This window comes from Photorhabdus sp. RM71S, assembly GCF_042879355.1.
Classification (GTDB): domain Bacteria; phylum Pseudomonadota; class Gammaproteobacteria; order Enterobacterales; family Enterobacteriaceae; genus Photorhabdus; species Photorhabdus kayaii.
This window is the reverse complement of the sequence record NZ_JBHFKV010000051.1, coordinates 1-26,812: the sequence shown is the minus strand read 5'-3', so window position 1 is coordinate 26,812 and position 26,812 is coordinate 1. Positions and strand designations below refer to the sequence as shown.

General features: G+C 40.6%; 28 protein-coding genes, 1 tRNA gene and 3 pseudogenes. 12 read left to right on the top strand and 20 right to left on the bottom strand.

Features of this window, described 5'->3' with window-relative positions; genetic code table 11:
• Nucleotides 1-1,224: 1,224 nt before the first annotated feature.
• Nucleotides 1,225-1,812, top strand: a pseudogene (locus ACGF5R_RS19955) (IS3 family transposase); the annotation flags it as partial.
• Nucleotides 1,813-1,853: 41 nt separating this feature from the next.
• On the opposite strand, the gene ACGF5R_RS19950 reads toward ACGF5R_RS19955, so the two are convergent.
• The 4 genes from ACGF5R_RS19950 to mutY form a co-directional block, all read right to left on the bottom strand.
• A tRNA-Phe gene (locus ACGF5R_RS19950) sits at nucleotides 1,854-1,929 on the bottom strand.
• Between the two features lie 160 nt (nucleotides 1,930-2,089).
• Nucleotides 2,090-3,163 carry a membrane-bound lytic murein transglycosylase MltC gene (gene mltC, locus ACGF5R_RS19945; RefSeq protein WP_387692362.1) on the bottom strand — a complete coding sequence of 358 codons (1,074 nt, stop codon included), beginning with the start codon at nucleotides 3,161-3,163 and terminating at the stop codon, nucleotides 2,090-2,092.
• A 63-nt stretch (nucleotides 3,164-3,226) separates the two neighbouring features.
• Nucleotides 3,227-3,499, bottom strand: coding sequence for an oxidative damage protection protein (locus ACGF5R_RS19940; RefSeq protein WP_112896809.1), 273 nt, complete (start codon nucleotides 3,497-3,499; stop codon nucleotides 3,227-3,229).
• A 30-nt stretch (nucleotides 3,500-3,529) separates the two neighbouring features.
• Nucleotides 3,530-4,570: an A/G-specific adenine glycosylase gene (gene mutY, locus ACGF5R_RS19935; RefSeq protein WP_112878760.1), complete on the bottom strand. Its 1,041-nt coding sequence runs from the start codon at nucleotides 4,568-4,570 to the stop codon at nucleotides 3,530-3,532.
• A 241-nt stretch (nucleotides 4,571-4,811) separates the two neighbouring features.
• Here mutY and trmB point away from each other — a divergent pair, with 241 nt between their 5' ends.
• From trmB to ACGF5R_RS19910, 5 genes are all read left to right on the top strand, one after another.
• Nucleotides 4,812-5,531 carry a tRNA (guanosine(46)-N7)-methyltransferase TrmB gene (trmB, locus tag ACGF5R_RS19930; protein ID WP_387692360.1) on the top strand — a complete coding sequence of 240 codons (720 nt, stop codon included), beginning with the start codon at nucleotides 4,812-4,814 and terminating at the stop codon, nucleotides 5,529-5,531.
• Nucleotides 5,531-5,857 carry a YggL family protein gene (locus ACGF5R_RS19925; RefSeq protein WP_112878757.1) on the top strand — a complete coding sequence of 109 codons (327 nt, stop codon included), beginning with the start codon at nucleotides 5,531-5,533 and terminating at the stop codon, nucleotides 5,855-5,857. Before trmB ends, ACGF5R_RS19925 begins: the two co-directional genes overlap by 1 nt.
• A 209-nt stretch (nucleotides 5,858-6,066) precedes the next feature.
• Nucleotides 6,067-6,993 (top strand): glutaminase B, encoded by a 927-nt coding sequence (gene glsB, locus ACGF5R_RS19920; RefSeq protein WP_112878755.1) that lies wholly within the window; start codon nucleotides 6,067-6,069, stop codon nucleotides 6,991-6,993.
• Between the two features lie 28 nt (nucleotides 6,994-7,021).
• On the top strand, nucleotides 7,022-7,744 hold the full coding sequence (locus tag ACGF5R_RS19915) for a DUF2884 domain-containing protein (protein WP_112878754.1): 723 nt from the start codon (nucleotides 7,022-7,024) through the stop codon (nucleotides 7,742-7,744).
• 117 nt (nucleotides 7,745-7,861) lie between these two features.
• Nucleotides 7,862-8,812 (top strand): siderophore ABC transporter substrate-binding protein, encoded by a 951-nt coding sequence (locus ACGF5R_RS19910; RefSeq protein ID WP_262980341.1) that lies wholly within the window; start codon nucleotides 7,862-7,864, stop codon nucleotides 8,810-8,812.
• Between the two features lie 691 nt (nucleotides 8,813-9,503).
• Here ACGF5R_RS19910 and ACGF5R_RS19905 read toward each other — a convergent pair.
• The 6 genes from ACGF5R_RS19905 to ACGF5R_RS19880 form a co-directional block, all read right to left on the bottom strand.
• Nucleotides 9,504-10,166, bottom strand: a complete 663-nt coding sequence (locus tag ACGF5R_RS19905) for a hypothetical protein (RefSeq protein WP_112878752.1) — start codon at nucleotides 10,164-10,166, stop codon at nucleotides 9,504-9,506.
• Between the two features lie 585 nt (nucleotides 10,167-10,751).
• A complete protein-coding gene (hemW, locus tag ACGF5R_RS19900) occupies nucleotides 10,752-11,882 on the bottom strand; it encodes a radical SAM family heme chaperone HemW (protein ID WP_387692357.1) in 1,131 nt (376 codons plus the stop codon).
• Nucleotides 11,875-12,468 (bottom strand): XTP/dITP diphosphatase, encoded by a 594-nt coding sequence (locus ACGF5R_RS19895; RefSeq protein ID WP_112878750.1) that lies wholly within the window; start codon nucleotides 12,466-12,468, stop codon nucleotides 11,875-11,877. The genes hemW and ACGF5R_RS19895 overlap by 8 nt, the downstream gene beginning before the upstream one ends.
• 26 nt (nucleotides 12,469-12,494) lie before the next feature.
• Entirely contained in the window at nucleotides 12,495-13,043 is a 549-nt protein-coding gene (locus ACGF5R_RS19890) for a YggT family protein (protein ID WP_112878749.1), read from the bottom strand.
• Nucleotides 13,044-13,061: 18 nt separating this feature from the next.
• On the bottom strand, nucleotides 13,062-13,883 hold the full coding sequence (gene proC / locus ACGF5R_RS19885) for a pyrroline-5-carboxylate reductase (RefSeq protein WP_387692355.1): 822 nt from the start codon (nucleotides 13,881-13,883) through the stop codon (nucleotides 13,062-13,064).
• Nucleotides 13,884-13,908: 25 nt separating this feature from the next.
• Nucleotides 13,909-14,604 (bottom strand): YggS family pyridoxal phosphate-dependent enzyme, encoded by a 696-nt coding sequence (locus ACGF5R_RS19880; RefSeq protein WP_387692353.1) that lies wholly within the window; start codon nucleotides 14,602-14,604, stop codon nucleotides 13,909-13,911.
• A 21-nt stretch (nucleotides 14,605-14,625) separates the two neighbouring features.
• Between ACGF5R_RS19880 and ACGF5R_RS19875 the strand changes: the two genes are divergently transcribed.
• Nucleotides 14,626-15,663, top strand: coding sequence for a type IV pilus twitching motility protein PilT (locus ACGF5R_RS19875; protein WP_112878746.1), 1,038 nt, complete (start codon nucleotides 14,626-14,628; stop codon nucleotides 15,661-15,663).
• 61 nt (nucleotides 15,664-15,724) lie between these two features.
• Here ACGF5R_RS19875 and ruvX read toward each other — a convergent pair whose 3' ends face one another.
• The 4 genes from ruvX to rsmE form a co-directional block, all read right to left on the bottom strand.
• Complete coding sequence (ruvX, locus tag ACGF5R_RS19870; protein ID WP_387692351.1) at nucleotides 15,725-16,144, bottom strand: Holliday junction resolvase RuvX; 420 nt, start codon at nucleotides 16,142-16,144, stop codon at nucleotides 15,725-15,727.
• Nucleotides 16,145-16,708, bottom strand: coding sequence for a YqgE/AlgH family protein (locus ACGF5R_RS19865; RefSeq protein ID WP_112878744.1), 564 nt, complete (start codon nucleotides 16,706-16,708; stop codon nucleotides 16,145-16,147).
• Between the two features lie 109 nt (nucleotides 16,709-16,817).
• Nucleotides 16,818-17,768: a glutathione synthase gene (gshB, locus tag ACGF5R_RS19860; protein WP_262980335.1), complete on the bottom strand. Its 951-nt coding sequence runs from the start codon at nucleotides 17,766-17,768 to the stop codon at nucleotides 16,818-16,820.
• Between the two features lie 9 nt (nucleotides 17,769-17,777).
• Nucleotides 17,778-18,509, bottom strand: a complete 732-nt coding sequence (gene rsmE, locus ACGF5R_RS19855) for a 16S rRNA (uracil(1498)-N(3))-methyltransferase (RefSeq protein WP_011145512.1) — start codon at nucleotides 18,507-18,509, stop codon at nucleotides 17,778-17,780.
• A 292-nt stretch (nucleotides 18,510-18,801) separates the two neighbouring features.
• Between rsmE and ACGF5R_RS19850 the strand changes: the two genes are divergently transcribed.
• Nucleotides 18,802-19,458 (top strand): A24 family peptidase, encoded by a 657-nt coding sequence (locus ACGF5R_RS19850; RefSeq protein WP_112878742.1) that lies wholly within the window; start codon nucleotides 18,802-18,804, stop codon nucleotides 19,456-19,458.
• 52 nt (nucleotides 19,459-19,510) lie between these two features.
• Here ACGF5R_RS19850 and ACGF5R_RS19845 read toward each other — a convergent pair whose 3' ends face one another.
• Together ACGF5R_RS19845 and ACGF5R_RS19840 are read right to left on the bottom strand one after the other, a co-directional pair.
• On the bottom strand, nucleotides 19,511-20,152 hold the full coding sequence (locus ACGF5R_RS19845; protein WP_112878741.1) for a DsbA family protein: 642 nt from the start codon (nucleotides 20,150-20,152) through the stop codon (nucleotides 19,511-19,513).
• Between the two features lie 31 nt (nucleotides 20,153-20,183).
• On the bottom strand, nucleotides 20,184-21,068 hold the full coding sequence (locus ACGF5R_RS19840) for an MBL fold metallo-hydrolase (protein WP_262980333.1): 885 nt from the start codon (nucleotides 21,066-21,068) through the stop codon (nucleotides 20,184-20,186).
• A 106-nt stretch (nucleotides 21,069-21,174) separates the two neighbouring features.
• Between ACGF5R_RS19840 and ACGF5R_RS19835 the strand changes: the two genes are divergently transcribed.
• The gene (locus ACGF5R_RS19835) at nucleotides 21,175-22,089 is read left to right on the top strand and encodes a LysR family transcriptional regulator (protein WP_387692348.1); all 915 of its coding nucleotides are present in this window, start codon (nucleotides 21,175-21,177) and stop codon (nucleotides 22,087-22,089) included.
• Here the strand turns inward: ACGF5R_RS19835 and ACGF5R_RS19830 are convergent.
• Nucleotides 22,072-23,007 (bottom strand): LysR family transcriptional regulator, encoded by a 936-nt coding sequence (locus ACGF5R_RS19830; protein WP_262980331.1) that lies wholly within the window; start codon nucleotides 23,005-23,007, stop codon nucleotides 22,072-22,074. The genes ACGF5R_RS19835 and ACGF5R_RS19830 overlap by 18 nt on opposite strands.
• A 124-nt stretch (nucleotides 23,008-23,131) precedes the next feature.
• Here ACGF5R_RS19830 and lysA point away from each other — a divergent pair, with 124 nt between their 5' ends.
• From lysA to ACGF5R_RS19815, 3 genes and pseudogenes are all read left to right on the top strand, one after another.
• Nucleotides 23,132-24,469 carry a diaminopimelate decarboxylase gene (gene lysA, locus ACGF5R_RS19825; protein ID WP_387692346.1) on the top strand — a complete coding sequence of 446 codons (1,338 nt, stop codon included), beginning with the start codon at nucleotides 23,132-23,134 and terminating at the stop codon, nucleotides 24,467-24,469.
• Nucleotides 24,378-24,578: pseudogene (locus ACGF5R_RS19820) on the top strand (hypothetical protein); the annotation flags it as partial. The gene lysA and the pseudogene ACGF5R_RS19820, both read left to right, overlap by 92 nt.
• A 116-nt stretch (nucleotides 24,579-24,694) precedes the next feature.
• Nucleotides 24,695-25,471: pseudogene (locus ACGF5R_RS19815) on the top strand (IS982 family transposase).
• A gap of 75 nt (nucleotides 25,472-25,546) precedes the next feature.
• Here ACGF5R_RS19815 and ACGF5R_RS19810 read toward each other — a convergent pair.
• From ACGF5R_RS19810 to ACGF5R_RS19800, 3 genes are read right to left on the bottom strand one after another with little or no spacing between them, the layout of a single operon-like run.
• Nucleotides 25,547-26,122 carry a cupin domain-containing protein gene (locus tag ACGF5R_RS19810; protein ID WP_387692344.1) on the bottom strand — a complete coding sequence of 192 codons (576 nt, stop codon included), beginning with the start codon at nucleotides 26,120-26,122 and terminating at the stop codon, nucleotides 25,547-25,549.
• Nucleotides 26,123-26,125: 3 nt separating this feature from the next.
• Complete coding sequence (locus tag ACGF5R_RS19805; protein ID WP_387692342.1) at nucleotides 26,126-26,386, bottom strand: hypothetical protein; 261 nt, start codon at nucleotides 26,384-26,386, stop codon at nucleotides 26,126-26,128.
• Nucleotides 26,361-26,672 (bottom strand): NAD(P)-binding domain-containing protein, encoded by a 312-nt coding sequence (locus ACGF5R_RS19800; protein WP_387692340.1) that lies wholly within the window; start codon nucleotides 26,670-26,672, stop codon nucleotides 26,361-26,363. The genes ACGF5R_RS19805 and ACGF5R_RS19800 overlap by 26 nt, the downstream gene beginning before the upstream one ends.
• Nucleotides 26,673-26,812 lie beyond the last annotated feature (140 nt).

The window sequence follows — 26,812 nt, the reverse complement described above, 5'->3', positions numbered from 1 at the left end:
AATGGGTTTAATGGGTTTAATGGGTTTAATGGGTTTAATGGGTTTAATGGGTTTAATGGGTTTAATGGGTTTAATGGGTTTAATGGGTTTAATGGGTTTAATGGGTTTAATAACATTATTTAAACCAGTTAATTTTTAAATATATTATCTGATTAACCTATTCTATATTATCATTCATCCTTTTTCACTAATATTTTTATGATGAGCAGCTTTTAAATTGTTATTAAAAGCCATTTTTTAACCTCTACTTTTAATTGGTATAATAAGGTTTTAATCGTTGTTTTTACTACTCTTAACACCTGTTTTATATTAATTTTAATCATCATGGTATATACCCTATGGATTTCAAGATGCATCGCGACGGCAAGGGAGTGAATCCCCGGGAGCATAGGTAACTATGTGACTGGGGTGAGCGAGTGCAGCCAACAAAGAGGCAACTTGAAAGATAACGGGTATATTGTGTTTCACGTTTAATCAACGTTAATTATACTTGCTTTTTATCTTTGTTAATGCTGTTTTACTGGCAATTTTGAACAGTTTTCATAAGTTACCCCCTTTCTTTTATCTTCATAAATCAACCAGTAAATAGCTTGACGGTATAAAGATGCCCCTTTATTTTTTTCGGATAATATTATTTTTTCGCAGATTTCTTTTCAATTTTCTGTTAATGGTTAATGGATTTCGATTAAATTTGATTAACGTCTTTTTAAAAAACTGCACTTATAGTTAAATCCGTCTTTTATATAAAATCTTTAATACCTCTGTTTTTGTGCTTCTAAATGGTCATGGCAGGTTAGGTAAAAATAAGAGGAGGATAGCATTGCCGATAAATGAATTAAATATGGATGTGAATAGGCTGTTAAAGGGAAATGCAGGTAAAAAGATAAAATGAATACTGTTAAAATGGGGATCTCGAATAAAGCGATTATCATTGTGAGAGTTTTCTTATTTTTTAATTAAAAATTCATTTAATGAATGGTTTTCATTGAACTATTTTTGTAAATATAATCGTTTTTCCATTTCCTGCCTTGTATTTAAATTTTCCTATTTTCATTAAATTGATACTCGGATTTCCTCGTTTTTCCTTTTTCCTTTTTCCTTTATTTGATTTTTAGGCTTAAAACCAAAGAGGATAATAGATATATTACTGATGTGGCACACTAATTTTGGTCACCATTACAGAGGTGATATTCTTACCTCAATAAAAAATAGGTGACATCACGGCATAAGTACCCGCGGGGAACACCAGAACACATTGATATTCCTAATCACCTTGGACGTCAATTTGCGGTCACCGAACCCAATCAGGTCTGGTGTGGCGACGTGACATTTGTGTGGACAGGGGAAGGCTGGGTTTATCTGACGGTGGTGATTGATCTGTTTGCCCGGAAACCTGTCGGCTGGGCAATGTCTTGCTCACCGGATTCAGCGTTAACCAAAAAGGCGCTCAAAATGGCTTATGAATCAAGAGGAAAACCACAGGGTGTTCTGTTTCATAGTGATCAGGGCAGTCATTATACCAGTAAAGCGTTCAGGAAATTATTGAGTCATTACCCGATCAAGCAAAGCCTGAGCCGTCGGGGTAACTGTTGGGATAATGCGCCAATGGAGAGTTTCTTCAGGAGTCTGAAGAGTGAATGGCTCCCATTGACAGGGCATCGAAATGCGGAGGAAGCCACGCGCTCCATCATCAGTTATATAACGGGCTATTACAGCCAACTTCGTCCCCATTGGTATAACAATGGGTTGACACCGAATGAATCAGAAAATTTATTTTGGAAAAACTCTCAGGCGGTGACCAATTTTCGTTGACCACAACAGTTTTCTCATCTCTCAATCAACGCGTTTTGAATTGGTGCCCGGAGGCGGAATCGAACCACCGACACGAGGATTTTCAATCCTCTGCTCTACCGACTGAGCTATCCGGGCAACGGGGCGCATTAAACCGTATTCGGTAGAACCCGTCAATAGATTTCTTTGAAAATAGTGACTTATGCTTTGAAATTATTCGATTGGCTAGAAATATAAGCAAAATAATAATGGAGAGTAGAAAATTTGCTCTCCGTTATTTTTTTAATATTTTAATGTGTTAATGATGGTAGTTTTTCTGGGCAGTATTGACTTTCATCAGGTAGCGACGTGATTCTGCCGATGGATGTTTGGTTGTCAGGGTTTCATAAACGTCACCCGGCGCCATGTTATTAATAATTTGAGCCGCTTTTTTCTTATCGCTAGAAAATACTCTTAATACACTACCGGCACCACCGTTGTAAGCCGTTATTACTGCGTAGCGGCGAGATGTCGCGTTAGTGATGTCAACCAGATAACTGTTTTGTAATATCGATAAATATGCAGTGCCGGCATCGATGTTATTTCCTGGATCAAATAGATAACTACGGCTTGGTTGCCCTGATTTACCTTTCATTTTAAAGACATCACGGCCAGCAGTATGTTGTACAACTTGCATCAATCCAAGTGCATCAGAACGGCTGACTGCATAGGGGTTGAAGCTGGATTCTATTTGCATAATTGCCAAAATTAGGGATTCATCTATGCCATATTTAATGGAAGCTTGACGAATCAGTGGCAGATATTTATGAGCACGTTTGTCCAAATGGTTTGGTACCAGTTGTATAGTGACAGACCAAATGACATGTAAACCGGATTGGCGTTTTTGTAATTTGTTGGCAATCAGATAATCTGCAAAGTGTGTTGCTCGCCATTCCCAACGAATCGGTTGGCCATTATTGTCCATAACTTGTCCGTAAAGGAAAGGTTCTTTACTGATCTGAATATCGTTAGTATCAGAATAAAGATCAACGGAACCTGGATCATCACCCATTAATAAGGTCGTGATAATGGCCTTGTGTAAATAGGTTGTAGGGTCAATTGGAGAAATTGTCTCAATCGTGATCGTTCCAGCTTCAAAATTGATATGGCTGCGGGTCCGGTATTGATCGGTATATTTAACGTAATCTTTTGGGCCTGCAATTAATACTTCATGCAACCCCCAAATGTTCTCAATGTTATGAGCAAACTGGCCCATCAAAATATCAAAACCATTGGTATCTTTTATATATTCTTCACGGTATTCACTATTTTTGTTGCTGGTACAGGAAATAAGAATTGGGGCAATAACAAACAACGCTAACAGTTTTTTCATCTTACATTGCCATCTGGTGTTGAATACAACATCAGAGCCAGTGGCTCTGATGAAAGCTAAATATTATTTTTCTGGTGGGGTATATCCATCAATTTGAATATCATGACCTTCGAACAGGAATTTGGTCATTTCCTGTTCAAGTAATTTGCGATCTTCCGGGTTCATAGTGTTGAGTTTTTTCTCATTGATCAACATGGTTTGTTTGCTCATCCATTGTCCCCACGCTTCTTTGGAAATTTCATTGAAAATGCGTTTGCCCAATTCGCCGGGATAAAGCTGAAAATCCAGTCCTTCGGCTTCACGTTGTAAGAAAGTACAAAAAACAGTTCTGCTCATAATAAATCCTCAAAATAGTGGGTATGGGATTCAGCTCAGTTGTTGTAATAGATATTCAACTGGTGCTGCCAGCCCAACAGTTGCGGGTTGCTGTAAGTTATACCAAAGTCCTGTATTTTCATCCATGCAGGTCGTAAAGGATAAGATATTTATTTTTATCGGCACAATATCTAGATGAAAATGGCTAAATGTGTGGCGGAATGCGGTGAGTTGTTCATGTTTACCGTGAGAAATACCTGATTGTTCTAGCCAGCCGTTTAGCAAATCCATGCTCTCAAACTGAGGAAACGCAAACAAGCCCCCCCAGATCCCTGTTGGTGGGCGTTGTTCTAGCCAGACAGAATCATTATTCTGCATCAGCAAGAAATAAGCTGTTTTCTCAGGAATGCTCTGTTTAGGTTTTTTACCGGGATATTTTGTCCAGCTATGGTTAGCGTAAGCGATACATCCTTGATTTAATGGGCAGATTTCACATTTCGGTTTGCTGCGAGTGCAAACCATTGCGCCTAAGTCCATCATAGCCTGATTAAAATATTCCACCTCTTGTACCGGGGTTACATTGGTGCTGATTTGCCAGAGGCTGCTTTCGACCTCTTTTTTACCTGGCCAACCTTCCACGGCATAACAGCGGGCCAATACCCGTTTAACGTTGCCATCAAGAATTGGGAAATGTTTACCTTGAGAAAGTGAAAGGATTGCGCCTGCTGTTGAACGACCAACACCGGGTAGGGCAACTACATCTTCAAAAGTTGTCGGGAATTTCCCTTGGTGCCGCTCCACAATCTGTTGTGCTGCTTTATGTAAATTACGAGCGCGGGCGTAGTAACCAAGACCGGTCCATAAATGAAGGACTTCATCAAGGGGGGCTGCGGCAAGTAAAGTCACATCGGGAAAACGTGAAATAAAGCGCTGAAAATAGGGAATGACCGTCGCAACCTGGGTTTGTTGCAACATCACTTCTGAAAGCCAGACGTGGTAAGAGGTCTTTTCCAGTTGCCAGGGCAGGGTTTTACGACCGTAACTATGGTACCAATCCAGTACCACTTTGGAGAATTGCTTTGCTTCCATCATTGGGATAATTATCTTTAGGGAATATCAGTGTTTCGTGAACAGGATTGCAACATAGTGTTACTTCACTGTAAACCGGAACTTTGTTTTTGCAGCACTGCGCAATCTGGGATTAAAATTGTACTTGTCACTATTGGACTTGCTAAAATCGCCCATCTTTGGATAATGCGCTCTCTTTAGGTGGTTTGCCGGTAAAGCAGCCATAAGTGCCTGAATAAATGTCTTTAAAACTGACAGAAATACCATGATAAATAACGTAATTTCGCCGGAATTTGATGAAAATGGCAGGGCGTTGCGCCGTGTTAGGAGTTTTGTTCGTCGTCAAGGCCGGTTAACTAATCGTCAGCAACAAGCACTTGATGATCTCTGGCCAAAAATGGGTGTTGAATATCAGGCGGAAAAGCTAGATATGAAGGCACTTTTTGGGCGTGAAGCCCCCATTGTGCTGGAAATTGGCTTTGGCATGGGAGCATCACTTGTCACTATGGCAAGCCAGAATCCCGAGAAAAACTTTCTTGGAATTGAAGTTCATGCACCTGGAGTCGGTGCTTGTCTGGCTTCCGCTGAAGATGAAAATATCGGTAACTTGCGGGTGATGTGCCATGATGCGATTGAGGTGCTGGAAAACATGATCCCGGATAATAGTTTGGAAATGGTACAGCTTTTCTTTCCGGATCCGTGGCATAAAGCACGTCATAATAAACGCAGGATTGTACAGCCACCATTTGTGGAACTGATAAAAAGCAAGTTGAAAGCGGGGGGCGTATTCCATATGGCGACTGACTGGCAGCCATATGCTGAACATATGTTGGAAGTGATGAATGGCGTAAATAATTACCTTAATTTGTCTGAAAATGGTGATTATGTGCCGCGTCCATCTTCACGCCCGATAACGAAATTTGAATTGCGCGGTCAGCGGTTGGGGCATGGCGTATGGGACATAATGTTTAAGAGGATTAAGTAATGGCTAAAAACCGCAGTCGTCGTTTGCGTAAAAAGATGCATATTGATGAATTTAAAGAGTTGGGTTTTTCTGTTAAGTGGAATTTCCCATCTAATACACCTGTAGATGTTATCGATAGCACTGTTGATGCATTTATTGATGAGTTGATTGAATCCAATGGCTTAGCATTGGATGCCAGCGGTTATCTGAATTGGGAAGGCTTAATCTGTTTGCAAAAAATTGGTATGTGTACAGAAGAACACCGCCAATTGGTTGAAAAATGGCTGAAAGATCGCGGTATGGAAGATGTTATGACCTCTGAATTGTTTGATGTTTGGTGGGATTGATTAATCTATACCCTATGGATTTCAAGATGCATCACGATGGCTAGGGAGCGAATCCCCGGGAACATAGCGAACTATGTGACCGGAGTGAGCGAGCGCAGCCAACAAAGAGGCAACTTGAAAGATAACGGGTATATCGCTATAAAATAGCTTGCGTGAATCACAACAGGGGCCCTGGTGATTAATTAGCGCCCCTGTCTGGAGTAAAGTCAGTGAGTACAACGTTCTCTAATACGTTATTGTCGGATATTTTGCGACAAGTTCGTCCCCTGATTGGTCAAGGGAAAGTGGCAAATTATATTCCTGCACTGGCGGAAGTTCCTGCTGATAACTTGGCAATAGCTATCTGTACCATCGATGGGCAGATATTTCATGCAGGAGATGCTGAGAAGCGTTTTTCGATTCAATCTATTTCTAAAATATTAAGTCTGACTTTAGCTATGACACGTTATCAGGAACAAGAGATCTGGCAGCGAGTCGGGCAGGAACCTTCTGGTCAGCCATTTAACTCATTAGTTCAGTTGGAACTGGAAAAAGGCAAACCTCGTAACCCTTTTATTAACGCGGGTGCATTAATTGTATGTGACATGTTGCAGTCGCGATTGAGTGCACCTAAACAGCGTATGCTGGAAGTGGTGCGCAAACTTGCTGGTTGTCCTGATATTTGTTACGACAGCAAAGTTGCCCGTTCTGAAATGGAACATTCTTACCGCAATGCAGCGATTGCCTATCTGATGAAATCCTTCGGTAATTTCGATAACGATGTGCTCGCGGTACTGCAAACTTATTTTCATTATTGCGCTTTGAAAATGAACTGTATTGAGCTTGCTAAATGTTTCATTTATTTGGCGAATCAGGGGAGTACGATAGGTTCTGAGCAGCAAATCCTTAGTCCTCGTCAGGCCCGGCAGATTAATGCACTGATGATGACCTGTGGTATGTATGATGGTTCTGGTGAATTTGCATTTAGGATTGGTATGCCAGGAAAATCGGGTGTTGGTGGTGGGATCGTGTGTGTCGTGCCGGGAGAGTTTACAGTTACTGTTTGGTCACCGGAATTGGATCGATCGGGGAACTCTTTGGCCGGTTGTGCTGCTCTAGAATTGTTAGCCGATCGTGTTGGGCGATCCGTTTTTTAACTCTCAGGTGATTTTCTTAGGAGAAAACATGTTACGCAAAATTATCATCGCTGCATCTTTGCTATTTGTTGCTCAGACTCAGGCAGGCTATGAATGCCAGGTAAATCCACAGAATGACATTATTATTACTTCTCAATCAGTTCAAGTTGTGGGGGCAAGTGGCAATCTCCAGATTTCACCTGATGGTTCAGTAATTCGTGATGGTAAGAACTTAAGTTTAAATACAGAACAGCGTCAGAAAGCGCAACGTTATCAGCAGGCTTTGCGGCAGGATTTGCCTTGGATTAAACAAGAAACCGGAAGACACCTGATAACGGCCCGTAAATCCTTAGATAAAGTCGTAGTAGAGACTATCGGTAAGGATAGCAATGTGCGTAATCGGTTGTCTGATCTTGAGTCAGGGCTTAATCAGCAAATAAATCGAATTATTGAAACTCGCTCTGATGGTATGGCATTCCACCATCAAGCGATTAAGCAGGTTGAAAAAGATAGCCGTAGCTTAATCGAGCAAAGTCTTGGTGGGGTGTTACAGGACAGTATAAATGAGATCGGCAATAAACAATTTAGCCTGAATGGTGATAATAATCAGGCATTACAATCGCTGCTTGGTAGCTTGGGTGGATTGCAGAATAATTTGAAAGCTGAATGGCGAGTTCAGGAAGAAGATTTCCAGCATTTTGGCAAAGAGGTTTGTGGTAAGGTCAGTGGCCTTGAACAACAAAGAATTGAATTACTGAATTCTATTAAATAATTGCTAATAATTACAAATAAGAATCAATTTGAAATTGATTCTTATTTAGATTGACATATTTTTTTCGCTACCTAGAATGCAAATGTTTACTAAATATCCTTTCTTGGAGTGCGATATATGAAAAAGATAATCCCTGTCGTTCTGGTATCGTTATTTGCTGTTGCAAGCCATTCCGCATTTAGTCAGAAATCTGCTGTAGTTACACCAAATGCTGTTACAGCTCAGGCTGATAATAAGGTTATAGTTAAGCACCTTTCCGGTGAAACTGAGGTCAAAAAGAATCCTCAGAAAGTTGTTTTATTTGATTTCGGTATTTATGATTCACTAGTTAAATTAGGTTTATCAGATAGGGTTGTTGCATTACCTACTGGTAATACGCCTGAATATCTCCGTAATAGCTTACCTAAAGGGGTAGAAAATGCGGGGGGTATGAAAGAGCCAAATCTGGAAAAACTGGCGCAACTTAAACCTGATTTAATCGTTATTAGCGGGCGTCAAACTCCTTTCTATGAAAAGCTGTCAAAAATAGCACCGACAATTAATTTGGGAATTGATAGCAAAAATTATCTGGTTTCAGTTGAAAGTAACATAACGTTATTAGGTGAGTTGTTTAGTAAACAGAGTGAAGTAAAAGAGCAGATTGTTGAGCTGGAAAAAACCATTGCTAAAGCTCAGGATAAAGCTAAATCTTCTGGTGCAAAAGTTTTAGTATTACTTCATAACGCAGGTAAATTAGTGCTGAACAGCCAGAGCGTAGTGTATGACGTGGTTAAGGCGCAGAAAGCAGAATTATCTATTCCTGCTGGTGAAGATAAAAACAAATTCGTTGTAGTGACTTCTGATATGATTGCTCAAGCCAATCCAGATGTGATTTTAATTATTGACCGCAGTGAAGCAATTGGTGCTGGTAAGCTAGATAAAGCGAAGTTTGAAGATGATAAAGTGAAATCCACTTCAGCGTACAAGAATGGCAAAATTACTTATCTGAAGTCTGATCTGTGGTATTTGTCTGGCGGTGGTTTGGAGAGTCTGTCAGCACAAGTTAATGCGGTGGCTGATGCCCTTTAATCAGGTCATGCGCCATTTTGAATTTGAACAGTGATTGAAGTTCCACAATGGATTGTTTTAGGTTTGGTCTGACAGTTATCGGTTTTTTATGCTAGTAACTGTCAGGTTTGGTCTGAGCTATACCTTATGGATTTCAAGGTGGATCGCGACGGCAAGGGAGCGAATCCCTGGGAGCATAGATAACTATGTGACCGGGGTGAGTGAGTGCAGCCAACAAAGAGGCAACTTGAAAGATAACGGGTATATGAATAATTAGCTTATTATGCGTATTTCCAGCGTTAATAACTAAAAATATAGAAAATTTTTCTATTCGGAATAATGCTTTTTTTATTCATAAAATATAATATTAATGTGTCATGATATAAGTATGAAAACTAATTTCGTTATTAATAAATATATTTATATCATATGTAAGTAAGCTGAGAAATTATTTATATTGGTCATTTTTAAATAACCTAAATTGATCTAAATATTTTTCCAGATAATAATTTTCTTTCTGTGAAAAAATAATTATTTTAAAATATTAATAGTGATTTACATATTGAATTTACAAGGTGAAATTATTATTTATTTTATATTTGAATGTCTGATTTATTCGAGTTTATAATATGGAGAATGATATTTATATTGAAAGGAACTTATAATAAATAATAAGTTCCTTGATAATTAAATGAGATTACAGATAAACGCTTTATGAACAAGTATTAACTGCGTCTACAGAGTCAAGTACCAATCTGGCTATAGCAGGACCAGCCAGTGCTATTTCTGCAATAAATGCAGCTCCACCTGTAGCAAACCATATAGTTAATTGTGCTATTGCAGTTATTCCGGTAATAACCCAGTCGTACCAATGCATTGACTCCTTTAAGCAATTAGTTATTCCAGAAATGCCTATATCATCCTTAACTGAAGAAATTAATGACCAGGTATTCTGTGATTTATCAGTAATAGAATCCGAATTCTTAAGGTCATGAACTATAGTCAATAACTCATGTATAGCATCATGACCTAATTTTTTCAATAATATCTGTGTGGCTGATTCTCTTTCGGATTCATGTATGCCCATGAATTTAAATGCAAGTTTAAAAGCACCTGCGACAACTGAGCCAATTGCAAGAGTGCATGGAGATACACCTGCGTACTCTATTAATTTTAATCTTCCATCAGTGTTAGTTGGAGCTGAATTATTAAAATGCAATCTCTTGTAAGCATCATTTACAACCATATCAAAGCTAATATTTTCTTTTTGATGATCGGAAAGTTGATCATAAAAATCTTGATAATACGGAGTTAGTTCTGTGGCGAGGTCTTCTTTGGACAAGGTATATAACATTTCTTTATTTTCAATATTCATTTTTTACCCCAATCAAAGTGAAATTAAAAATGATTTTTTAATGGCTCGTGCTATCAATAGAAATACAACCAAGCACAAATTAAATATAGTCGTATTTGAGATAATTTAAATGATATTATTGTGTCGTAATTCACATATGTTAAAAATTAATTTTGTGTAGAGAGTGGTTTTATTTGATTTTAATTAATACTCTTATTGATGGTCGATATTAACTATTATCCACATGGATAAATATATTTTTAGAGTAGGTGGATTAATAAATTTTTATATTATTGTTTTTATATTATATTTGTTGATTTATTTTTCTATATATTGAGTTTTATCATTGAAAATTAAATTGTGGATTATTATTTCAATATTAATGCTGTGGATAATTTGTAACTTAGATATTATTTAAATTTGGGGGTGTAATCATTCCTCAGAAAGGAACCCGACACTGGACAATCAGTCACTACCGTCTAATGGAGCCCCCTCTGAAGTTCAGCGGGGGAAATGTATTATGAATAGAAACGAAACCAATGGAGGTATCAATTTTATGCAAAGATAATCTTTGTGGAGTTGAATTTTTCGAAGGCGATTTTTGTGTTAAAGAAATAGTTCCAATAATGAATTTAGGAATAGTTTACCTTTCTGTGTAATTTGCCAGTGTGTTGCTGTTTCAGAGAGATAACCTGCTGCTAAGGCTTGCTCAATTTGAAAACGGATTGAAGCCTCAGGTAACCCAGTGAAATCACTGAAATCTTGTTTGGGCATCATTTCCAATAAACGGAATCGGTTCATAAAAAATTCAAATGGCCGATCTTCATTTTCTACTTGATTCTGTTTATCCAGATAGCGTCCTTGCATATATCCACGGGGATGTTTGGTTTTCACTGTGCGCAGAATACGGCCATCTTCAAATGTGATTTTTCCATGAGCGCCACAGCCAATACCAAGGTAATCCCCAAAACGCCAGTAGTTGAGATTGTGCTGGCATTGATAGCCTGGCTTGGCATAAGCAGAAGTTTCATATTGCTGATAACCTGCCGCTGTCAGCAATTGGTGACCTTGTGAAAAGATATCCCATAAAGCGTCATCGTCGGGCAGAACGGGAGGACGAGAACTAAAGCTGGTATTAGGCTCAATAGTCAACTGATACCATGAAAGATGCGGTGGTGATAATGCAATTGCCTGACGTAAATCATTCAGCGCTTCATCAAGACTTTGGTTCGGCAAACCATGCATCAAATCTAGATTAAAACTGCGTAGCTCCAGACTGGCGGCTAAACGTGCTGCCCGTTTGGCTTCATCCGGCCCGTGAATACGGCCAAGACGTACTAGTTTATCCGGGCTGAAACTCTGCACGCCAATGGATATTCGGTTAATACCCGCTTGCTGGTAACCGCTGAAACGGTCAGCTTCCACAGTACCCGGATTGGCTTCCATCGTAATTTCAGCTTGTGGCGATACCGGTAGGAGAGCACGAACGCCATCCAGCAATTGTTGCATTGCCTGTGAGCTAAGCAGGCTGGGGGTTCCACCACCAATAAAGATAGTGGTAATTTCCCGTCCGTTGACCATTGGCAGATCCGTTTTCAGATCTGCTAATAAATGGTCAACATATTCCTGATGCGGAACATCACCTTTCAATGCATGAGAGTTGAAATCACAGTAAGGACACTTTTGTACACACCATGGAATATGGATGTAAAGACTCAGTGGTGGAAGTTTAAGCATTACGTAGTGTATCCAACATCATCTTTAGTGCCTGACCACGATGCGAAACGGCATTTTTTTGTTCACCCGTTAATTCAGCGGCAGTACAGCCTAATTTTGGTATGTAGAAGATGGGATCATAACCAAACCCACCATTACCGGCAGGTTGACGTGCGATAACTCCCGGCCAGCGACCATGAAATACCAGAGGCGTTGGATCTTCTGCATGGAGTATATAGACCAGCACACAGTTAAACTGAGCTTGACGTTGATCGTCAGGAATATCTTTCATCGTATCCAGCAATTTTTCCAAATTTTGCTGGTCAGTGGCATTTTCACCTGCATAGCGGGCTGAATAGATACCCGGAGCGCCGCCAAGGATGTCTACGGATAGACCAGAATCATCAGCAATTGCGGGCAGGCCGGTAACTTGTGCGGCGTGGCGGGCTTTAAGAATGGCATTTTCAATAAATGTCAGCCCGGTCTCTTCGGCTGAATTTACGCCTAACTCAGTTTGAGCAACAATATCCAGACCAAAATCAGCCAGTAATTGTGCCAGTTCACGAACTTTTCCGGGGTTACCGGTTGCCAGAACAACTTTTTGCATTATTTTGAATCCAATTTAATTCTTATTTACTGTATTAGCCATGAAAGAACATCAGCACGGAGATAATTCAGTGCGTAGAGGATCAAAATGACGATCATTGCTGAAAAATCAAGGCCGCCCATTGTTGGCATAATGCGGCGGATAGGTGCCATCAATGGCTCTGTTAGTTGCATCAGAACATAGTCAATCGGATTGCGCCCTTGGCTTATCCAGCTGAGTAGAGCACGTGCCAGTACCAACCAGAATACCAGTTTACCTGCTGCTGTCAGCAATTCAATTAACCCGATAGGGATGAAAAGTGTGAGGAAAGCAACCGCACCGGTACTGAACCAAAGTTGCATGATCAATTTAAACAATACCAGAACGTAAGCGACAACAATGGAGGCAGTATCGAGAGAACCAATAGACGGTATAACTCGGCGTAATGGCCGAACGATCGGTTGGGTCATTTTCACAATAAATTGAGCAAATGGATTATAAAAATCACAACGAGCCCATTGCATCCATACACGAAGTAATAAAACAGCGATGTATAAATCCAGAACTGTGAACAGAATAAAGGTTAAAAATTGCATTTAGCAGCCTTGATAAAATTAAAATTGTTTTTCCATTTCCTGTGCCCGGCGAATAGCCGCCTGCATAGCGTTGGATACGGTTTCCGGCAATTTGCCTTCATAAAAAATACGTAATGCTTCCGCAGTAGTACCGCCTTTAGATGTTACCTGTTCACGCAGGGTTGCAAAAGGGAGATCTACATTTGATGCGGCCAGTGCCGCAGAACCTATTGCCGTTTGCAAAACAATTTCACGGGCTGTTTGGCTATCAAAACCTAAACGTTCTGCTTCCTGTTGCATTGATTCCATAAATAGGAAGAAATAAGCGGGTGCACTGCCTGCTACGGCGATAACGTCATTGATGCCATTTTCATCTTTTACCCAGTAGGTTTTACCCACACTGTTCATTAATGCTTGAGTGAAATCACGGTCAGACTGGCTGACTTGCTCCGATGCGAATAATCCGCTCACCCCTTGACCAATTAATGCCGGCGTGTTTGGCATGATACGAACAATACTGAGTTTGCCTTGTAATAAAGCACCAAAACGTGCAACGGAAATACCTGAGGCGATAGACAGAACCAGTTTGTTACTGAAATCTACGTTTTCTTTCAGAGGCTGACAAACATCTGCCATCACTTGCGGTTTTACTGCCAAAACAACAACGTCGGCTTCTTGTGTGTAGCGAATATTGTCACTATCACTGTTAATACCATACTCTTTTGCTAGTGCATCACGGTGAGTATCACTTGGTGCGCAGACATTAATCAACTCAGCAGGATATCCTCCTTTTACTAATCCGGCTATGATGGCGTGAGCCATATTACCTGCACCAATAAAGGTAATTTTACGTTTTTCCATTAAATACCTCGTAGCGTTGAAATGGTTAATTGTGATATTGACGTGCACCGAAAATGGCTGTTCCAATTCGTACTAATGTGGAACCACAATTAATAGCGGCAGCCATATCATCAGTCATCCCCATTGAGAGAGTATCTATTTGAGGATATTTCGTTTTCAGGTTAAGGAAGGCTTGTTCCATTTTCCTGAAAACCACCAATTGACGTTCATAGTCAGGTTCTGGTGCCGGGATTGCCATTAAACCACGGAGCCTTACATTCGGCAGTTTGTTCACTTCGGCTGCCAGCGTTGATAGTTCATCAAGTTGAATACCTGATTTGCTCCGTTCATCACTGATATTTATTTGAATAAGAATATTCAGCGGTTCCATTCCCTCCGGGCGTTGTTCGTTCAGGCGTTGTGCTATTTTTAAGCGGTCAATGGTATGGCACCAGTTAAAATTTTCTGCCACCAAACGGCTTTTATTAGACTGTAACGGACCGATAAAGTGCCATATCAAATCATTACAATTTGCAAAATAAGCAATTTTTTCTACACCTTCCTGCACATAATTTTCACCAAACTGGCGTTGCCCGGCAGCGATTGCTTTTTCGATATCTTCCACAGGTTTGGTTTTACTGACTGCAAGCAAGGTAATTTCTTCTGGAACGCGTTCGCATTTCTGTGCGGCAATGGCTATGTGGGTCCTGACATCTTGTAAATTTTGTTCAATATTGTTCATGGTGACTCAGGAGATTAAAAAATGAATATGGATAAGCTAGTGGCCCTTAGTGTAAAGCATAATGCTTCAGATCTGCATCTTTGTATTGGGCAAGTTCCTGTATTACGTATAAATGGAGTGCTTTGTCCGCAAACTCAACTGCCATCTGTAAATAATCTATTGCTGGAAGAGTGGAGTAGGCAGTTTTTATCAGAAAATCAGCGACAACAGCTATTAACGAGTGGACATGTGGATTTTGCGTTGGAAACAGAAAATGGCCAACGATTGAGAGGCAATATCTTTCGTCAGCACTCCGGGTTGTCAGCCGTTTTGCGTTTAATTCACTCTCAGTGTTCAACTCTAGAACAGCTAAAAGCGCCTGAAATTATCCGTGAAATGGTTTTGCGGGAAGAGAGTGGATTGATCCTGGTAACCGGTGCTACAGGCAGTGGGAAGTCGACAACGTTAACAGCCATTGTGGATATGCTGAATAGCCACTGTTGTCAGCACATTATTACATTGGAAGATCCCGTGGAATTTATCCACTATAGTCGCAATTGTCTGATACAACAGCGGCAAATTGGATTGAATTCTCCTAGTTATCAGGAAGCGTTAAAAGGGGCTCTCCGGCAAGATCCTGATGTATTGCTGTTGGGTGAGTTGCGGGATAAGGAGACAATACGCTTGGCGTTAACCGCGGCAGAGACTGGGCATTTGGTATTGTCGACTTTGCATACCAGAGGTGCTGTACAGGCAATTGACCGGCTGGTGGATATTTTCTCCGCTGAAGAAAAAGGGTGGGTACGTAGCCAGCTAGCAGGCAGCCTGAAAGCTGTGATAGCACAACAATTAGTCTCTGCCCAAGGTGGGGGACGAGTTGCTGTATATGAAGTATTGGTAGTTAATCAGGCAGTGAGCCATCTGATACGAGAAGGAAAAAATCATCAAATAACGACGCTTATGCAGACGGGCGCTGCCAGCGGGATGCAAACCTATGAGCAAGGCTGGCAGCAGCGTAAATTACAGGGATTACTGGCAGAGCAAACGGAGAGGAAGATCAAAAAGAACGCTATCAATTAACCGCGAATGACGGTTATACGGTTGCTGTTAATTGATCGCTGTTACTGTTAGTTAATTGCTATTAATAGCGCTGTTCAAACCAGCTTTCCAGAATAATAACAGCGGAAGTAGCATCTACTTTGCTTTTATTTAAGGCTTTATAACCACCTTGGTCGAACAGATGAGCACGGGCTTCAACCGTTGTCAGGCGTTCATCTTGGAGTTGAACTTGTACACCAAACCGGCCATGCAGCCGGTTTGCAAATTTACGTGCTTGCATTGTAACTAATTGCTTAGTGCCATCCATATTGAGGGGAAGACCAACGATAACCAGATCTGGTTGCCACTCTTTAAGTAATTTTTCGATTTGCCCCCAATTGGGGATACCATCTGTGGCTTTAAATGAGGTTAATGCTCTGGCGGTGCCCGTGATTTCTTGTCCAATGGCTGCGCCGATGCTGCGGGTGCCAAAATCGAAGGCCATTATTGTACGGTTATTCATCTATGCATGTCCCGCCTGTGGGGCAATATTATAGATATTGATTCCGAGTAAAGATGCGGCTTCACGCCAGCGGTCCGCAATGGGTGAGTTGAAAATAATGTGTGGATCAGCGTTTGTTGTTAACCAGCTATTCTCCATTATCTCTTTTTCAAGTTGACCCTTTTCCCAACTGGCATACCCCAACGTGACCAATATCTGTTTTGGTTGGCGTGGTGTACCCAAGGTTTCAAGGACATCTTTGGAGGTGGTGATCATTGTGTCATCGGAAATTTTGATACTTGAATTGAAACCTGGTTTTGGTGTGTGCAATATAAAACCATGATCTTCAGCAAGTGGGCCACCAGTCATAACAGGCTTGTTTAGATTGATACTTTCATCCCGATCTTCTGGTGATATTTTCAGCTTTTGTAAAACTTTCCGAACGGAGATTTGCTCAATAGGTTTATTTATCACCAATCCCATTGCCCCATTTTCATTGTGTTCACATATGTAAACAACTGAGCGTTTGAAATAGGGATCAGATAATGAAGGCATGGCGATAAGAAAATGGTGCTGTAGATTCATTTTTTTTCTAGTAATTAACCTGGCTATGTAAGGATTATTTAGCCCAACAGTATGTGGGCTAAAAGTATAAATGACAAACCTTGACAGGCAAATTCGTAAAAAGAATTTTTTATTTCTCTAATCGTTCTTCAATTGCATTCATTAACATGCCAATGATTGAAATATCAGGGAAAGCGGCTTCTATCTCGCGTGCACAGGTTGGACTGGTGACATTAATTTCAGTCAGTTTGTCACCAATGATGTCCAAACCAACAAAGATTAACCCTTTTTCTTGCAAAGTTGGAGCAACAGCTCTGGCGATAGCCCAGTCACTTTCTGAAAGCGGGCGAGCTTCACCACGGCCACCCGCAGCAAGATTACCACGGGTTTCACCTTGGGCAGGGATACGAGCCAGGCAATAAGGAACGGGTTCGCCATTGACAATTAATACCCGTTTATCACCTTCTTTTATGGCCGGTAAGAAATTCTGCGCCATGCAGAAGCGATTGCCATGTTCCGTTAGGGTTTCAATAATAACACCAACGTTTGGGTCATCTTTTTTCAGGCGGAATATCGATGCACCGCCCATACCATCTAGTGGTTTAAAGATGACATCACCATGTTTCTGGTGGAATTCACGTAAGTGAGCGGCATTGCGAGTCACTAATGTATCTGGTGTTAAATCAGGGAACCAGGCTGTGAAGAGTTTTTCGTTACAATCGCGTAGGCTTTGTGGTTTATTGACAATGAGAGTGCCTTTCTCTTCCGCGCGTTCCAAAATATAAGTGGCGTAAATGTATTCGGTATCAAATGGTGGATCTTTGCGCATCAGGATGACATCCAATGTTTCCAGTGCCAGATCTTGTTCTCTATCGAATTGATACCATTGTTGTGGATGGTTTTCTACCTGCAATAAGCGGGTACGTGCGCGGGCTTCCCCTTGGTGCAGATAGAGATCACTCATCTCCATATAATGGAGTTCCCAGCCGCGACGTTGTACTTCTAATAGCATGGCAAAACTGGTGTCTTTCTTGATGTTGATGGATGAAATGGGGTCCATCACTATGCCGAGTTTGATCATTCTTTCTCCTTAACCCAAATCGCCGAAACGCACTTGTAATGCAGTAATTGCGGTGAGCGCTGTCGTTTCTGTTCTCAGTACCCGTGGTCCTAATAGGATATCAGTAAATTGGTAATTAGCTGTCATAGCAATTTCATCTATCGATAATCCACCTTCCGGGCCGATCAGTAAACGCACTTTTTCTACAGGTAAAGGCAGGGTATTGATGCTTTGGCTGGCTCGTGGATGTAGATTTAATTTTAAACTGCCATCATTTTCTGCACACCAGTGCTCAAGTTGCATCACTGGGCGAATTTCAGGTACACGGTTGCGACAACATTGCTCACAGGCAGCAATAGCAATTTTCTGCCACTGCTGAAGTTTTTTAGCCAGCCGTTCTCCATCCAGCTTTACACCACAGCGTTCAGAAATTAAAGGCGTAATAACATTTACCCCTAATTCTACAGATTTTTGAATGGTGAATTCCATTTTCTCACCGCGGGATATGACTTGCCCCAGATGGAGATTAAGTGGTGATTCATTATCGGCAAGTTCGCTATTGCTGATATGTACTTTGACAGATTTTTTGCTAGCTTCGGTAATCTGAGCGTTGAAGATCTGGTTGCTGCCATCAAACAGTTGTAACTGTTGGCCATGACTCATTCTGAGTACCCGCCCAACATGGTTAGCCGCCTCATCACTCAGATAAATTTCAGTATTCGATGAGAGTAATTCCGGGTGATATACGCGGGGTATACGCATGTTTTTCTTTCCTTCCTGCGGGGTATAGCTATACATAAAGCAATAAATAATGGAGGGTATGATAAGGGAGGCTTAATCCAATTATCAAGCTATCTCGATGCAGATTGTTATCTCTGAATAAATGTTGCGAGTCTGCTCGCATATTTATATCTTATTTGACTGTTTTATATTTATTTTGTTGTTTTAAAGTAGTGGTGTTTATTATTATATTTTTATGCCAAAATATAGTGATTATTTTTTACTGCTTGGTGAAAACATTCATTGTATAATTAAGTTGGAGGTGTTTTATTAAGTGGATTTTAATATTAAAATTGTTGTTTTAGCTATTCTTGTTGGAATAGTGTCCGGAATAACCTTGAGTAAAGTGATATGTGTATTTATTAAAATTATTTATGGATGTAAAAAAATAGATTTTGGTTATTTTCAGGTTGAATTAATGACGCTGTTTATAACAGCTTTTTTTATGATTTATTTTCCATTGAATTTTCATTTGTATGTTGTTTTGATATTTGTTTGGGTGTTAATTATATTGTCTTTTATTGATATAAAAATTAAGTTATTGCCAGACGTAATAAATTATCCACTTTTATGGTTAGGGTTATTATTGAATTTGAATCAAACTTTTGTGCCTATTGAACAAGCTGTAACAGGTGCGATTGCTGGTTATTTGATTTTGTGGTCTCTCTATTGGTTATTTAGAGTAATTTGTCATAAAGAAGGGTTAGGATATGGTGATTTTAAGTTAATGGCAGCGGTTAGTGCCTGGTTGGGGATTGGTGCAATTCCTTTATTAATGCTCTTATCCTCACTGTTTGGTCTTATTGGGTACTTTTGGATGTGGAGAATACGAGAAAATTACCCAGAGTCTGTTGCTTTTGGTCCATATATAGCCATTTCTGCGGTCATAATGATCTATATGCACTTATTGGGAATCAATGGGGTATCGTGAATGGCGCCCGATAGCTGAAAATGTATGGGCGCCAGTAGTTAAAACTGTGGGATTAAAACTGATGGTGAATCAGCGCATCTTGCCAACGTTTAGGTTGTCCCAAGTATTTATCAAGAGAAATAATAGATAGCTCATTTCTGTTATTTTCTAAAATAAACGTAGGGAAGCCTGAGCCGCTAACGATTGCCAATAGTTCACGGCTTTTCCTAATGTGTTGGAGACTTTCTGATTCATTATTCAGTGTCAGCTGTTGCTGGAACAGCTCTGAATCAAGTTGCAATTCATTTGCCAAATTCAATAACGTTTCAGTTTCGCTGATTTTTAATCCACGAACATAATGCGCTTTTTGTACTGCCAGTAACATTTCGATACCTTTATCAGCCAACTTTTCTGCTGCAAGGATGGCTGATATTGGTGGTAATGAATCCATAATCAGTGATTTATCGTTTAACAGTGCGACATATTGCTCACTGAAAGTTTGCCCAGTAAGGCTTGCGATCCGTTTATCCTGACTAAGGACATAATCACGCCATGTGCTGTCTATTTGGCGTCTGTTATCTCCTATCAGCATTCCGCCGCCATGCAATTCAATTTTTACATTTGCGACCTCTTTTGCTGCTTGTATTAGAGAAGAAACGCCATAACACCAGCCACATAGTGGATCATAGATATAGTGCAGAGTCATTCTGGGCATATTACTTATTCCTGCAAAAGGGTTAATTCACTTATTGGGGCCACTTCATTTCGCCTTTCAGCACCTTGGCGCTTAGTTCGAGGCTGGATTTGTCTCCAAGTTTTGGATAATGCTTTTCCATTGCGGCGATTAGCGCTTTTGAGTCTTTCGCTTTTGCTAGCTCTTTTTCAAAAGTAGTCAGATATCTTTGCGTAAACTTGACTGATTCCAATGTCATTGGTGTGTTGCCAATGAAATGTCCCGGAACCACAATTGTCGGTTTTAGCTCTTTTATGCGATCTAATGTCTGCATCCAGTTTTTACGAGACTCTTTAGTCTGTGTATCTGCCATCCAGACATGGATGTTGCTTGAAACAGTGACACCGCCTACTACCGCTTTTAACTTTGGTATCCAAACAAAAGTACGGTCAGCCGCAGGGCCATCAAGACCTTCGACGATTAACTTCTCACCGTCAACTGTAAAAGTGTTACCTTCCAACGGTTGCGGCACGATGACTTTTTTGGGTGCCTGTTCTTTCAGAACACCTCCCCAATAGGCCAGTTTGCCATCTTTGGTCTTTTTGATTTCTTTAATGGTTTCTGGTGATGCAATGACTTTTGCGTTAGGGAACGCTTTGGTCAGTACATCAAGGCCAAAATAGAAATCAGGATCAGACTGACTGATATAGATGGTTGTCAGTTTTTTGCCGGTATACTTAATTCTTCTGGCCAGTGCTTCAGCGTCATTTTTTTGGAACTGAGCATCGATCAGTACAACTTCTCTATCACCGATGATGAGTTCAGAAGAGACGGGAAATACGCTTCTTTCACCTGGATTGAAAACATCCAGTTTTAGGTTAACGGCTTGTGCCAGAGAAATGGTACCCAAGGAAAGGATACCTGCCAGCGCAATATTTAGTGTTGTTTTGCGAGTCATAATTGAATTCCTGATGTTGTGTGTAACGAGGTTCATAATAAGTTGCGTTTTTCGATGAAAAAACCGCATAATTGGCAATTATTTGTTGCATAAATCGAGCTAATTGATGGATAGAGTTACTGCTGCGCAAGTGTTCACTATAATTGTAGAACAAGGCAGCATGATTGCTGCATCAGAACGGTTAGATATGTCGCGAGCAATGGTATCCCGATATCTGGCTGAAATGGAAAAATGGGCGGGAGTACGTCTGTTACATCGTACAACGAGAAAGATCAGCCTGACATCGGCAGGAGAGATCGCTTATCAGCGCAGTCGTAAATTATTGCAATTGGCGCAAGAGATACCTGTTGATCACCCAGTAGCAGCACAGGAGTTGAGTGGTCTTTTGCGGATAAGCAGTTCTCAATCTCTGGCGGTGAACGCATTGTCTGTGGCGATTCCTGAGTTTATGCGGATTTATCCTCAGATAGCTATTGATATGCAAATGAGCAATAAGGCAATAAATTTGGTCGAGGAGCGGATAGATTTAGCATTACGCATCACGAATAATCTGGAACCGAATTTGATCGCCAGACCGTTATCGACATGTCATTCTGTGGTTTGTGCTGCTCCTTCCTATTTGATGGGGAAAATTCTCCCGCAAAAGCCTGCTGATTTAGCCTTGCATAACTGTATGACTTATAATTTCTTTGGCAAAAGTCTTTGGTTATTTGAACGTCAAGGGGAAAAATATTCTGTTCCTGTTAGCGGTACTTTGAGTGCTAATGAATCGATGGTGTTAATGGAAGCAACATTGCAAGGTGTGGGAATCGCCATGCAACCCTATTATTCTGTTGCTTCGCATTTGGCGTCAGGAAAATTGACTCAGTTGTTGCCAGAATATCGGCCTCAGGCTATGGGAATTTATGGTATTTATGCCAGCCGTCAAAATATGCCAGCAACGCTGAGGGCATTACTGGATTTTCTGGTTCAATGGTTTGCTTCTTCTCCGTACTGGCAAGCACTAATGCTGGAAAGCTGATTTTAGTTTTTGGGGAAACAAGGCAATTTGTGTTTTTAGGTGTTCGATAAAAGTATCGACTGGGGCAGAAGAAGGGCGGTGAATGGGCTTTATCAGGCTGACAGTAAAAGGAATGCTGATACTGAATGGGCGAGCGCATATTTCAGATTTGCCGTGGCTGTCCAGATAATCGAGTACAGTCAGTGGGTTGACGATAGAAACACCAATGCCTTCGCGCACCATTGCACATACTGATGCAGCACTGTGAGTTTCCATAATCATGCGGCGGCGAATATGGTGTTCTGCGAATATTCCATCAATGAGCTGCCGGTAGCTATCCGTTATCGAAAGGCTGATAAAGTTTTGTTCGCTGAAATCTTCGGGAGTTAATAACGGCTTATGACTGAGAGGATGAGCGGCGGGCAATACGCAAATTTCATTCAGTGTGATCAGTGTTTCTCTCTGTGTACCTGGTGGTGTCTGCAAATGTTCTGTCAAACCCAGATCATGGCGTTGAGCTGAAAGCCACTCTTCCAGTAGCGGTGATTCCTGTGGAATGATGGTTAAATTAGTATCAGGGTATTGACGGGTGAAGTGGTGGCAAACTTTTGGTAACAGTGATTGAGAAAATACCGGCAGGCAGGCGATGGAAAGCTGAGCATGTTGGAATTTACGTATATTGTTAGCTGCATTCATTATTCTTTCGAGTCCATAATAGGAGCGCTGAACTTCTTCAAAAAGGCGCAATCCTTGTGCTGTTGGATGAAGGCGACCTTTTACTCGATCAAATAGTTTGAATTTTATTAGGTGCTCGAATCGTGCTAATTCACGACTGACGGTTGGTTGTGATGTTTGTAATAAAATAGCCGCTTCTGTCAGGTTTTTTGTCGTCATTACCGCATGGAAGATTTCAATATGGCGCCATGAACAAGAAGACATAAATTGTTCCTTCAAATGATAATTCTATATCACAGATGAATAGACTATAACGAAATGGATATTTTTATTCCTGTTTTTTACTGCCAATAATGGGTTATCTGCCGACTTTGTGAGAGAAACCCTGATGAGCACTTTTACCCGCAATAATTGTCCTAATCTGATACCGGAGAGTTTGGGCCGTCTGCCAGAAGCATATGGTACTCCACTATGGGTTTACGATAGTGAAGCAATTATTCAAAAAATCAAATTGTTATGTCAGTTCGATGTAGTCAGGTTTGCTCAGAAAGCTTGTTCTAATACTCACATTTTGCGCCTGATGCGTGAATATGGTGTGAAAGTTGATGCCGTTTCATTAGGAGAAATTGAGCGTGCTTTACGGGCAGGGTTTTGTCCAGGACAAGAAATAGCAGACATCGTTTTCACTGCTGATTTAATCGATGTGTCGACGCTGCAAAGAGTAACTGAATTGGATATTCCGGTTAATGCGGGTTCTATCGATATGTTGGAACAGATTGGTCAATATAAAAAAGGGCACCCGGTGTGGTTGCGGATCAATCCTGGATTCGGCCATGGTCATAGCCAGAAGACGAATACGGGCGGGGAAAACAGTAAACATGGTATTTGGTATCAGGATCTTCCACGAGCAATTGAGAAAATACGGCACTATGGATTGAAATTGCTTGGTTTGCATATGCATATTGGCTCTGGTGTTGATTATCAACACCTTGCGAGTGTGTGTAATGCGATGGTTGAACAGGTTATTCTCTGCGGTGAAGATATTCAGGCAATTTCAGCTGGTGGTGGTTTATCGACTCCTTATCGGCAGGGAGATGAGCAAATCAATGTCGCTCATTATTTTGGGTTGTGGGATGATGCCCGTAAAAGGATTGAACAGCATTTAGGTCATAAAGTTGAGCTAGAAATCGAACCGGGGCGTTTTTTGGTAGCGGAATCGGGCATTCTGATGACGGAAGTTAGGGCGGTTAAGCAGATGGGGGGCCGTAATTATGTTCTGGTGGATGCGGGGTTTAATGACTTAATGCGTCCAGTAATGTATGGCAGTTATCACCATATCTCAGTCTTGCCTGCTGATGGACGTAAGATTGAGCAATTGCCATTGCGGGAAACATTAGTTGCGGGGCCGTTATGTGAATCCGGTGATATCTTTACACAGGTTGAAGGTGGGGGGATTGCGCCAAGAGCGTTGCCGCCTGTTCAAGTTGGCGACTATTTAGTTTTTCATGACACTGGTGCTTATGGGGCATCAATGTCCTCTAATTACAATAGCCGTCCGCTGATCTCTGAGGTGCTGTTTGTTAATGGTAGCCCCCAATTAATTCGTCGTCGCCAAACGATTGAAGAGTTATTAGCGTTGGAAGAGGTATCTTTTGCATATCATCCCCTTGAGGGGAGACCATCCGGCTTTGGTCAGTGGATTCTGGCGAACAGACAGACAGCCTAAGAATCAATATTTCTTTGCTTAGGGCGCTATTGTTTTTGATGTTCGAGGTGCGGAGACAGGCACAATGATTTGGCATCTGATACGGGAAGCGGCAAGTATGTCGGAATAACGGATTATCTACTGCCTTATAATTATAACCTGAGGTTTGCTTAAGAAGGGAATTCAGTGCCTGAGGCACGATCAAAGTTTTTGTCAAATAAAACAGAATCGTGGAGATCCTCAAACATGTCTAATTTAGAAGAACTTTACTGCGGCGTCGATGATTTTTGCCAAAAATTTATTCCTCTCTGGCATCAACAGTTAATTGAAAATGGCTTGCTCAAACATCGCCGCGACGCTTACCCTTTCTCTCAGTGATGTGATGACGATCCTCATTTTATTCCACATGAGCCATTATCGTGATTTTAAATCCTTTTATTTTGAGTATGTGACACTTTATTTCTATAAAGAATTCCCCAAATTAGTCAGTTATACCCGAATGTTCACACTGAAAAAAAGAGCACTCATCCCCCTGTGTGCATTTCTCACGTCGAGGAAAAAGCAGTACAGGCTGGTTTTATGGCTTTAAACTTCACCTGCTTATCAATGATTGTGGGGAGCTTTTAGCGATCAAGTTGACCCCGGTTAATACAGATAATTGCCAACCGGTCAAACAGTTAGTGAAAGGGTTGAGTGGGTATGTATATGGAGAAAAGTTATCTTTCACAAGCACTGTGTGAAGAGCTGACAGCGGAAGGAATGACATTGGTGACGAATGTACGCAAGAATATGAAAGCCAACGCTTTATCACTATGGGATAAACTGATGTTAAGAAAGCATTTTGTGATAGAGACTGTTGTGGATCAGTTGAAAAATATTTCTCAGATAGAACACTCAAGACATCGTAGTGTTCTCGGTTTTCTGCTGGAAGTCGTATCAGGATTAATGGCCTACACTTTTCAGCCGAAAAAGCCGAGCTTAAATTTGTGTAATTTTGAAATAGCTATCCTTAAACAAAACTGAGATTAACTATAACGATAAAGGATGTCCATAATACTGGAGATAATTCATACGAGCTGGATAAACCAGCCCGATAAATTAAAAATAATCAATGGCAAGTATATGAGAATCCTTAACTATTGAGTAGAAAGCATGAGGAACCCAAGAGTCAATGTAAATGGAATCCCCTTGCTTAAGGCTATCCCTACGGCGTTCTCTCTGCTTATTCAGCCATAAAACACCAACTTCTCCTTGAAGAACATAAACAACTTCTTTGACCTTATGACCAGTATTCAATTTCATCTTATACAAATCATTGCAAAGTGGGGTAGTTTTAAGCACCATTAACTCAGGGTCAGCAAGCGTTTTCATTACATGACGGTAATGATAAAGATCACCAGCCTCACTTGTTTTTATTCTCTCAAATTGAGTTCCTTCGCGACTAATTTTTACTCCAGATTCCAGATCATAAGGATAATTATCTAGCAAAGACAAAATATCTTGCACTGGCAGACTAATGGAACTTGCAAAAGCCTTGATGCTATTGAAATCATTGAAAAATATTGCGCCTTTAAGAGTAAGATTAAGAAATGGTATATTGTCCAGAGACTTCTTGTGGCTATTCAATAATGCGGAAATTGCACCTTGATTGAAAACAAATAGATGATATTTCATGGCTCATATTTTACGTAGTATAGAATGGAGATCCGCAACATCCTGAAAGGATAGACCTGAAGATTTAATTATTGCTACTTCCCGTACCATCGCAAGTAAAGGAGCTAATTCATGTTCTTTATAACTAATATCCAGTTTCTCAAGGGCATATTTAATTGATGCTTTACCTGAGTGCTTGCCCACTATAATTTTTCGAATACCTGCAACAAGATCGGGAGAAAACGGCTCAAAAGAAGCACTATTTTTTAGTAGGTGAAATTGCACTTAAATTAATAATAATACTACCTTTTTCTAGAAAAGCTATCAGCCCGGTTACTTCATTCATAAGATATTTTTCAATGGCTGTTTCTCCTGCTGTACAGATAAAAATCACACGGCAATTTCTAGCCAGCTCTGAAATATTTTCACACCATATAGCTCCATGCTGTATAAGTTCAGTAGCTTTATTAGAACTTCTATTGTGTATATATAATTCAACATTTTCTTCTAACAGTTTAGAGCAGATTGCCTTTCCCAACCGCCCCAATCCAATAAAACCAATATTATTCATATTTATAACTCTTTATAATTTTAATAACGGGTAGATTCACATAATAAGTGCAACATCGTTAATCTGGAAGTAAACATGTTCGTATTCCCTTAAATAATTCATTCGGTGTTTTCCCACCCCGTGTTTTTCGGGGGCGATTA

Excerpts from the sequence above, each read along its gene's own strand:
- mltC (WP_387692362.1), bottom strand. The coding sequence starts at position 3,163 with ATGAAAAAACTGTTAGCGTTGTTTGTTATTGCCCCAATTCTTATTTCC.
- ACGF5R_RS19940 (WP_112896809.1), bottom strand. The coding sequence starts at position 3,499 with ATGAGCAGAACTGTTTTTTGTACTTTCTTACAACGTGAAGCCGAAGGA.
- mutY (WP_112878760.1), bottom strand. The coding sequence starts at position 4,570 with ATGATGGAAGCAAAGCAATTCTCCAAAGTGGTACTGGATTGGTACCAT.
- trmB (WP_387692360.1), top strand. The coding sequence starts at position 4,812 with ATGATAAATAACGTAATTTCGCCGGAATTTGATGAAAATGGCAGGGCG.
- ACGF5R_RS19925 (WP_112878757.1), top strand. The coding sequence starts at position 5,531 with ATGGCTAAAAACCGCAGTCGTCGTTTGCGTAAAAAGATGCATATTGAT.
- ACGF5R_RS19915 (WP_112878754.1), top strand. The coding sequence starts at position 7,022 with ATGTTACGCAAAATTATCATCGCTGCATCTTTGCTATTTGTTGCTCAG.
- ACGF5R_RS19910 (WP_262980341.1), top strand. The coding sequence starts at position 7,862 with ATGAAAAAGATAATCCCTGTCGTTCTGGTATCGTTATTTGCTGTTGCA.
- ACGF5R_RS19905 (WP_112878752.1), bottom strand. The coding sequence starts at position 10,166 with ATGAATATTGAAAATAAAGAAATGTTATATACCTTGTCCAAAGAAGAC.
- hemW (WP_387692357.1), bottom strand. The coding sequence starts at position 11,882 with ATGCTTAAACTTCCACCACTGAGTCTTTACATCCATATTCCATGGTGT.
- ACGF5R_RS19895 (WP_112878750.1), bottom strand. The coding sequence starts at position 12,468 with ATGCAAAAAGTTGTTCTGGCAACCGGTAACCCCGGAAAAGTTCGTGAA.
- ACGF5R_RS19890 (WP_112878749.1), bottom strand. The coding sequence starts at position 13,043 with ATGCAATTTTTAACCTTTATTCTGTTCACAGTTCTGGATTTATACATC.
- proC (WP_387692355.1), bottom strand. The coding sequence starts at position 13,883 with ATGGAAAAACGTAAAATTACCTTTATTGGTGCAGGTAATATGGCTCAC.
- ACGF5R_RS19880 (WP_387692353.1), bottom strand. The coding sequence starts at position 14,604 with ATGAACAATATTGAACAAAATTTACAAGATGTCAGGACCCACATAGCC.
- ACGF5R_RS19875 (WP_112878746.1), top strand. The coding sequence starts at position 14,626 with ATGAATATGGATAAGCTAGTGGCCCTTAGTGTAAAGCATAATGCTTCA.
- ruvX (WP_387692351.1), bottom strand. The coding sequence starts at position 16,144 with ATGAATAACCGTACAATAATGGCCTTCGATTTTGGCACCCGCAGCATC.
- ACGF5R_RS19865 (WP_112878744.1), bottom strand. The coding sequence starts at position 16,708 with ATGAATCTACAGCACCATTTTCTTATCGCCATGCCTTCATTATCTGAT.
- gshB (WP_262980335.1), bottom strand. The coding sequence starts at position 17,768 with ATGATCAAACTCGGCATAGTGATGGACCCCATTTCATCCATCAACATC.
- rsmE (WP_011145512.1), bottom strand. The coding sequence starts at position 18,509 with ATGCGTATACCCCGCGTATATCACCCGGAATTACTCTCATCGAATACT.
- ACGF5R_RS19845 (WP_112878741.1), bottom strand. The coding sequence starts at position 20,152 with ATGCCCAGAATGACTCTGCACTATATCTATGATCCACTATGTGGCTGG.
- ACGF5R_RS19840 (WP_262980333.1), bottom strand. The coding sequence starts at position 21,068 with ATGACTCGCAAAACAACACTAAATATTGCGCTGGCAGGTATCCTTTCC.
- ACGF5R_RS19835 (WP_387692348.1), top strand. The coding sequence starts at position 21,175 with ATGGATAGAGTTACTGCTGCGCAAGTGTTCACTATAATTGTAGAACAA.
- ACGF5R_RS19830 (WP_262980331.1), bottom strand. The coding sequence starts at position 23,007 with ATGTCTTCTTGTTCATGGCGCCATATTGAAATCTTCCATGCGGTAATG.
- lysA (WP_387692346.1), top strand. The coding sequence starts at position 23,132 with ATGAGCACTTTTACCCGCAATAATTGTCCTAATCTGATACCGGAGAGT.
- ACGF5R_RS19810 (WP_387692344.1), bottom strand. The coding sequence starts at position 26,122 with ATGAAATATCATCTATTTGTTTTCAATCAAGGTGCAATTTCCGCATTA.
- ACGF5R_RS19800 (WP_387692340.1), bottom strand. The coding sequence starts at position 26,672 with ATGAATAATATTGGTTTTATTGGATTGGGGCGGTTGGGAAAGGCAATC.